Source organism: Burkholderia sp. MSh2, assembly GCF_000731655.1.
Lineage (GTDB): Bacteria > Pseudomonadota > Gammaproteobacteria > Burkholderiales > Burkholderiaceae > Burkholderia > Burkholderia paludis.
This window is the reverse complement of sequence record NZ_JPGM01000033.1, coordinates 105,434-112,104: the sequence shown is the minus strand read 5'-3', so window position 1 is coordinate 112,104 and position 6,671 is coordinate 105,434. Positions and strand designations below refer to the sequence as shown.

Annotated in this window: 5 protein-coding genes; 3 read left to right on the top strand and 2 right to left on the bottom strand. The window is 68.6% G+C overall.

Going from position 1 to position 6,671, the window contains the following annotated elements:
• Nucleotides 1-211 precede the first annotated feature (211 nt).
• Both GQ57_RS21830 and GQ57_RS21825 read right to left on the bottom strand, forming a co-directional pair.
• A complete protein-coding gene (locus GQ57_RS21830) occupies nt 212-2,050 on the bottom strand; it encodes an EAL domain-containing protein (protein ID WP_034198975.1) in 1,839 nt (612 codons plus the stop codon).
• Between the two features lie 193 nt (nt 2,051-2,243).
• The gene (locus tag GQ57_RS21825; RefSeq protein ID WP_031400345.1) at nt 2,244-3,272 is read right to left on the bottom strand and encodes a bile acid:sodium symporter family protein; all 1,029 of its coding nucleotides are present in this window, start codon (nt 3,270-3,272) and stop codon (nt 2,244-2,246) included.
• Nucleotides 3,273-3,619: 347 nt separating this feature from the next.
• Between GQ57_RS21825 and GQ57_RS21820 the strand changes: the two genes are divergently transcribed.
• The 3 genes from GQ57_RS21820 to GQ57_RS21810 all read left to right on the top strand — a co-directional run bounded on the left by GQ57_RS21820 (nt 3,620) and on the right by GQ57_RS21810 (nt 6,664).
• Nucleotides 3,620-4,102: a hypothetical protein gene (locus GQ57_RS21820; protein WP_031400346.1), complete on the top strand. Its 483-nt coding sequence runs from the start codon at nt 3,620-3,622 to the stop codon at nt 4,100-4,102.
• Nucleotides 4,103-4,447: 345 nt separating this feature from the next.
• On the top strand, nt 4,448-5,524 hold the full coding sequence (locus GQ57_RS21815) for a porin (RefSeq protein ID WP_031400347.1): 1,077 nt from the start codon (nt 4,448-4,450) through the stop codon (nt 5,522-5,524).
• Between the two features lie 177 nt (nt 5,525-5,701).
• A complete protein-coding gene (locus GQ57_RS21810; RefSeq protein ID WP_031400348.1) occupies nt 5,702-6,664 on the top strand; it encodes a LysR family transcriptional regulator in 963 nt (320 codons plus the stop codon).
• Nucleotides 6,665-6,671 lie beyond the last annotated feature (7 nt).

Below are 6,671 nucleotides of genomic sequence, written 5' to 3'. Positions count from 1 at the left end.
CGGCCGAGCAGCCGAGAAGCCGAGAAGCCGAGCAGCCGAGAAGCCGAGAAGCCGAGAAGCCGAGAAGCCGAGAAGCCGAGAAGCCGAGCAGCCGACCAGCCGACCAGCCGACCAGCCGACCAGCCGACCAAGCCGCGTGGCGGAGCGCGGTGCGCCGTCATCGCGCGGCGAGCGCGCGTTCCGCGCCTGCCGCCTGCCGTCCGTCGGCCGTTCAGTGCACGGCCGCGGCCGGCGGTTCGCCGCGATGGCGCAGCGCGGCGCGGCCCGCGTCGAGATCGACGACCGCGAGCCCGTCCGGCTGCTGTTTCGCGCGCCGCTTCGCGAGCGCCGCGACCGAGGCGATCTCGTCGCTGCCGTAGCGCTTCGCGCCGTGCGCGCCGGCCGGCACGCCGACCGCGCCGATCGCCATCGTCACGAAACCGAAGAACGCCGGGTTGCCGTGGCGGTCCTCGCCGTGCAGCCCGCCCGCCTGCCGGTCGGCCTGCGTGTAGAAGAGCCGCGCGCCGTCGTTGAAGCGCGCGATCGCGTCGGCGGCGCGATCGCGCCAGTCGTCGCGCTGGAACAGCACGAGGAAATCGTCGCCGCCGACGTGTCCGAGGAAGTCGCGCTGCGGATCGCACACGCCGGCGAGCACCGTCGCGGCGAATTTCAGCACCTCGTCGCCCTGCCAGTAGCCGTACTGGTCGTTGAACGGCTTGAACTGGTTCAGGTCGACGTAGCACGCATGAAAGCCGGCGTCGCGCTGGAGCAGGCGGTCGATGTGCGCGCTGATCGGAATGTTGCCGGGCAGGAACGTCAGCGGATTCGCGTAGCGCGCGGCCTCGATGCGCATTTCGGTCACCGCGCGCACGAGGCTCTCGCCGGTGCCGAGCCCGAGGTAGCGGCCGTGCTCCGTGATCACGAAGCCGTCCGCGAGATAGCGCTGATCGTGGCGCGCGAGCAGCGCCGCAAGCTGCTCGAACGTCGTCGCGTTGTCGATCATCAGCGGCGCGTCGTTCGCGAACTGCAGGCATGGCTTCTTGCCGAACACCTCGCGGTGGTACGGCAGCGCGAAGCGGTCGATGAAGCCGCGGCGATTCACGAGTGCGACGGGCCGCCCGCGCTCGACGAGCGCGACCGCGTGCAGGTCGGGCATCCGGTTGAACAGGTCGAGCACGTCGTTGCTGGTCGCGTCGCGCGGCAGCGCCGGCGCGGGCACCAGCATCTTCGCGGCGATCGTGCCGGCCGGTCGCACGGTGCGGGTCGCGCCGGGGAACACCGCGATGTGCGGCGCGCGGATCGCGTCGCGCGCGGCCGGCGCGACGACCCGCGACGGCCGCGCGTCCGGCCGGCCGAGCAGGAAGCCCTGCACGCAGCAGATGCCCATGTCGCGCACGACGATCAGGTCGCATTCGTTCTCGATGCCTTCGGCGATCAGCTGCGCGCCGCTCGCCTGCGCGAAGTGCTGCATCGCCCTTACCGCCTCGAACTTGAGCGGATCGCGCGCGATGTCGTGGATGAAGAAGCGGTCGATCTTCACGACGTCCGGATGCAGGCGCAGCCACAGGTTCATGCTCGCGTTCGCGGTGCCGTAGTCGTCGAGCGCGAACTGGATGCCGGCGTCGCGCAGCGACGCGACCGCCGGCCCGATGTGCGCGATGTCCGTCGAGGCGTTCTGTTCGGTCAGCTCGATCACGATGCGTTCGGCGGCGACCTGCGCGCGTTCGAGCCGCAGGCGCGCGCGCTCGCGTTCGCGCGCGAGCGCCAGGATCGTGCCTGCGCTGAAGTTGAGGAACAGCTTGCCGTCGCAGCCGAGCGCCGCGAACGCGTCGAGGCAGGTGAGCGCGGCGGCCTGTTCGAGCGCAAGGGTCTCGCCTTCGCGCGCGGCCTGCGCGAACAGCGCGGCGGGCTGCTCGAGGTCGGTGCCGCGCGGGCCGCGGATCAGGCCCTCGTAACCGACGACCGTCCCCGACGCGAGATTGACGATCGGCTGGAAAACGGCGGCGAGCGCGCGATCCGCGATCAGGCGTGTGGTGCTGGCGGCAGCGGGGTCGGGGTGGGGCGCGGACATGGGCGAGGGCAGCCGAATCGACGGGACGTCCGACTTAACGGCACCGCTCGCGGAGAATTGAATGAAGATTTTGTGACGCGATGCGCGATGCTGGTGCGGCGCGCCGGACGCGTATCGGTGCGCCCCCGGGAGAGCCGGGGGCGGCAGGGAGGCGCCCGGCCGCGAACCGCCCGCCGCCGCGCCGGGCGGTCGGTCAGCGCTTGCCGGCGCTCAGCGCGCCGGGCGCCGATGCCGCGCCCTCGTCGCGCTCGCCGCTCGTGTCGCGTGCGCCCCAGCGCTGCGCGAGCGCCGCGCATGCCATCAGCTGGATCTGGTGGAACAGCATCAGCGGCAGCACGATGGCGCCGACCGCGTTCGCCGAAAAGATCACCTTCGCCATCGGCACGCCTGCCGCGAGGCTCTTCTTCGAGCCGCAGAAGATGATCGTGATCTGGTCGGGCCGGTTGAAGCCGAGCCGCTTGCTGACGAACGCGGTCAGCAGCAGCGCGATCGCGAGCAGCACGAGGTTGACGACGAGCAGGCCGCCGAGCGCGCGCGCCGGGATCTGGTGCCACAGGCCCTGGTTGACGGCCTCGCTGAACGCGACGTAGACGACCAGCAGGATCGAGCCCTGGTCGACGAAGCGCAGCACGCCGCGGTTGCGTTCGATCCAGCCGCCGATCACGGGCCGCAGCAACTGGCCGGCGACGAACGGCACGAGCAGCTGCATCACGATGCTGCCGACGGTGCTCCACGGCGACGCGGCGGCCGACGATTGCGACGTGATCATCAGCCCGACGAGCGCCGGCGTGACGAAGATCCCGAGCAGGCTCGACGCGGATGCCGCGCACACGGCGGCGGGCACGTTGCCCTTCGCGATCGACGTGAACGCGATCGACGACTGGACCGTCGACGGCAGCGTGCACAGGAACAGCACGCCCGCATACAGCGCCGGCGTGACGAGCGGCTGCAGCACGGGTTTCAGCGCGAGGCCGAGCAACGGGAACAGCGCGAAGGTGCTGAGCAGCACGACCGCGTGCAGCCGCCAGTGGGTCGCGCCCGCGACGACCGCCTCGCGCGACAGCTTCGCGCCGTGCAGGAAGAACAGCAGGCCGACGGCGATGTTGGTCGCCCAGTTGAAGGCGTGGGCGGCCGGGCCGCGACACGGCAGGAGGCTCGCGAGCACGACGGTGCCGACGAGCGCGAGCGTGAAGTTGTCGGGGAGAAAACGGGGACGGGCCATCGGGAACTCGATTCGGAAACGACGAGGGGGCGCGCATCGCGCGCGCGCAAGGCGTCATTGTCCCGGTTGACGATTCACTACACAAATTCATTGTGGGAATCGATTGATGAATCGTTTGCATGAAGCCGTGTGCGCGATGTCGGCCCGGCCCCCGCAAAACGGCAGAAGAATGTTCTGTCCCGGCCGCGTCCGGAAGTGAAAAAACCTAGCAGTAACATGGCGTTACACCGATGCCCGCGGCATAACACTTTTTGGCTCGACACGCTTTCGGCCCGCTCATAAATTACTGCTGAAAGCCTTGGGCCGGCCGAAAGGAGCCGGCGGCGGGCGTGGACAGGCACTGGACGATGACGGAACGCGTGAAACGGAAGATCGGACGATGGGTGGCAGGTGTGCTCGGCACGCTGCTGATGCCGCTCGCGCTCGCACAGCCGCCGCACGACGGTCATGGGTTCGGCGGCCACGGCTTCGGCGGCGGCGCGCGCGCGTACGGCCAGCCGTCCGGCGGCTTGCCCGTCTGGCACCGCGTGCCTTCTTCCGGCGGTGCGCGCCCGCCCGGCATGAGCGGCGAGGGGTCCCGCTGGGGGCTGCGGCCGTCGCCGTCGTACGGCCGTTACGCCGCCGCGCCGAGCCCGTATCGCCCGATCAGCGCCGACGCGCGCCAGGTGCCGCACCCGCCGGGCGGCGGCAACGCGCCGTTGCGCGCCGGCTCGATCCGCGCCGACGTCGCGCGCTACAACGAGGAACGCGGCGGCCGTCCGATGCCGCCGCCCCGTTCGCAGGAAGAGCCTGCGCGCTCGCCGTTCTTCTCCCCGTTCTACCGAAACTGAGCGCCCGCGCGCGCGTCCCTGCGCCGGCTGATGCGAATTCGCCACAGTCGCGTACAGATTTCCGCTGATTTTCCCGCCGCATTGCGCTATCTTTCGCGCCCGGCTGGCGCGTGCCGCGCCGCCGAGCCGCCGCGTGACCGCGCTCGCGCCGGGCTGCCGACGGGCACCCGGCCACGTATCCATTCCGCGAAGTTAATGCCGCCGCTATACCCGCAATAAGTGTGCGCAATTTTGACCGGACGAATGATCCGTAAAGATGGCTGCGCCCCATACGACGCAAGCACTCGGCTCCAAAAAACAACGCTCGCGCCACTTATCGACAACTCGACAAAATCTGGAGATCCAATGAATGCATTCGCTCGCCGTGCATCGCGCACGTCCGTCAAGCTGATCGCCGCGGCCGCCTGCGTGGCCGCCACCGCGCCCGTCCATGCCCAGTCGAGCGTGTCGCTCTACGGTCAGGTCGACGAATGGGTCGGTGCAACCAAGTTCCCGGGCGGCGATCGCGCGTGGAACGTGGGCGGCGGCGGGATGTCGACGTCGTACTGGGGCATGCACGGCGCCGAGGATCTCGGCAATGGCTACAAGGCGATCTTCACGCTGGAAAGCTTCTTCCGCGCGCAGAACGGCCAGTACGGCCGCTTCCAGGGCGACACGTTCTTCGCGCGCAACGCGTACGTCGGGATCGATTCGCCGTACGGCACGGTGACGGCCGGGCGCCTGACGACGCACCTGTTCCTGTCGACGATCCTGTTCAACCCGTTCTACGATTCGTACACCTTCTCGCCGATGGTGTATCACGTGTTTCTCGGCCTCGGCACGTACCCGACCTACCCGAGCGATCAGGGCGCGGTCGGCGATTCGGGCTGGAACAACGCGGTGTCGTACACGTCGCCGTCGTTCGGTGGCCTGAATTTCGGCGCGATGTACGCGCTCGGCAACCAGGCCGGCGACAATGGCTCGAAGAAGTGGAGTGCGCAGTTCAACTACGCGAACGGCCCGTTCGCGGCGACCGCGGTCTACCAGTACGTGAACTTCAACAACGGCCCGAGCGACCTGAGCGCGCTGGTGGCCGGCATGAAGAGCCAGGGCATCGCGCAAGTCGGCGCGACCTACGACCTGAAGTACGTGAAGCTGTTCGGCCAGTACATGTATACGAAGAATGACCAGGTCGCGGGCAGCTGGCACGTGAACACCGCGCAGGGCGGCGTGTCGGTGCCGCTCGGCGTGGGCAGCGCGATGGCGTCGTACGCGTATTCGCGCGATGCGGGCGGCCTCGACCAGACGCGCCAGACCTGGGCGGTGGGCTACGACTATCCGCTGTCGAAGCGCACCGACGTCTACGCCGCGTACATGAACGATCACATCAGCAGCCTGTCGACCGGCAACACGTTCGGCGCCGGCATCCGCGCGAAGTTCTGACGCGCGCGACCGCTGCGCGGGGCGCGCGCGAAAATCGCGTCCAGACTGCATGTTTTCCCGCCAAAAACGGCGCCGTTGACCACGGCGCCGTTTTGCCTTTCTTGACCTTTCTGTTTCCTCGCCTTTGTTACCCTATCTCGTAATTGGACCATTCCCCCGTCATTACGAGCTAGTTCGATGGATACCCTCGTCAGCATGAATGTGTTTCGCTACGTCGTCGAAGTGGGCAGCTTCGTCGGCGCGGCCGAACGCATGCAGATGTCGGCTGCGATGGCGAGCAAGCACGTGATGCATCTCGAGCAACAGCTCGGTGCGCGACTGCTGCATCGCACGACCCGACGCGTCGCGCCTACCGAGGCCGGACGCGAATACTACGAGCGTCTCGTGCAGGCGCTGTCTGAACTCGACGAAGCCGGGCAGGCTGTCGGCGCCGCGAGCGTGGTGCCGCAAGGCAGGCTGCGCGTGACGTCGCTATCCGCGTTCGGGCTACGGCACGTGATGCAGGCCGTCACCGATTACGCGGGCCGGTTCCCGGACGTGACCGTCGACATGACGCTGTCCGATCGCGTGGTCGACCTGATCGAGGAAGGCTACGACGTCGCGGTGCGTGCGGCGCCGAACGGACTGAAATCGTCGTCGCTGGTCGCGCGGCAGATCGCGACCGCGCACATCCTGCTGGTCGCGTCGCCCGAGTATCTCGAGAAGCACGGCACGCCCGATACGATTGCGGACCTCGCGCACCACAACTACCTGCGGCGCGATTCGAATTCGACGATGCTCGACTCGCTGGTGATCGATGCGGCCGCCGCGTCTCGCGTGAGCCTGAACGGCAACCTGATCGTGAATCATCTCGAAGGGCTGCGTGCGGCCGTGCTCTCGGGCGCGGGCATCGCGCTGCTCGGCACCGAGGTGGTCGGCGACGACATCGAGTCCGGCCGCCTCGTGCCGGTGCTGCTCGATTCGGTGCCGCCGCACGAGGCGCCGATCTATGCGGTGTATGCAAGCCGTCGTCACGTGTCCGCGAAGGTGCGGTCGTTCGTCGATTTCCTGGCCGCGCGTTTCGAGGGGCAGTCGCTGTGCCCGTCGATCGAATCGCGCCTGCGCGTGCTGCCGATCACGCGGATGAAGCGCGTGGTCTGAGCCGTTG